The sequence below is a fragment of the Micrococcus sp. KRD128 genome, from assembly GCF_017168395.1.
Taxonomy (GTDB): Bacteria; Actinomycetota; Actinomycetes; order Actinomycetales; family Micrococcaceae; genus Micrococcus; species Micrococcus luteus.
The window spans coordinates 1-448 of record NZ_JABFAX010000030.1 but is presented as its reverse complement, the minus strand read 5'-3'; the positions used below and the strand labels follow the sequence as shown (position 1 = coordinate 448).

Below are 448 nucleotides of genomic sequence, written 5' to 3'. Positions count from 1 at the left end.
GGAAGTGACTGATTCAGCCACCGATCGTGCCGGCGAGCGGCCGGGCGCACCGGCACCGAGCGTGATCTGCTCCGAGCTCGACGTCACCTACACGGTCTTCGGCGCACGCAAGAGGGCGACGACCACCGAGGGCGAGCAGCCGTGGCTCGAGCGAATGCTGCAGCGCCGCAAGCAGATCGACGTGGGCGCCGTGCGCAAGGTGCAGGCCGTCAAGCAGGTCTCCTTCGTCGTGCGTCATGGCGAGGCCGTCGGCATCATCGGACGCAACGGGTCGGGCAAGAGCACCCTGCTGCGCGCCATCGCCGGCCTCATCCCGCCGAGTGGCGGGCGAGCCTGGGCCGCAGGCCGACCCGCCCTCCTCGGCATCAACGCGGTGCTGCTCACCGGCCTCACAGGCTCGCGCAACGTCATGATCGGCGGGCTGGCCCTGGGGCTGTCGCCCCGGGAG

General features: G+C 71.2%; 1 protein-coding gene. It reads left to right on the top strand.

Features of this window, described 5'->3' with window-relative positions; translation table 11 throughout:
- Positions 1 to 61: 61 nt before the first annotated feature.
- Positions 62 to 448, top strand: a 387-nt coding sequence (locus J1M44_RS11110) for an ATP-binding cassette domain-containing protein (RefSeq protein WP_342356597.1), incomplete at its 3' end; no start/stop codon positions are given.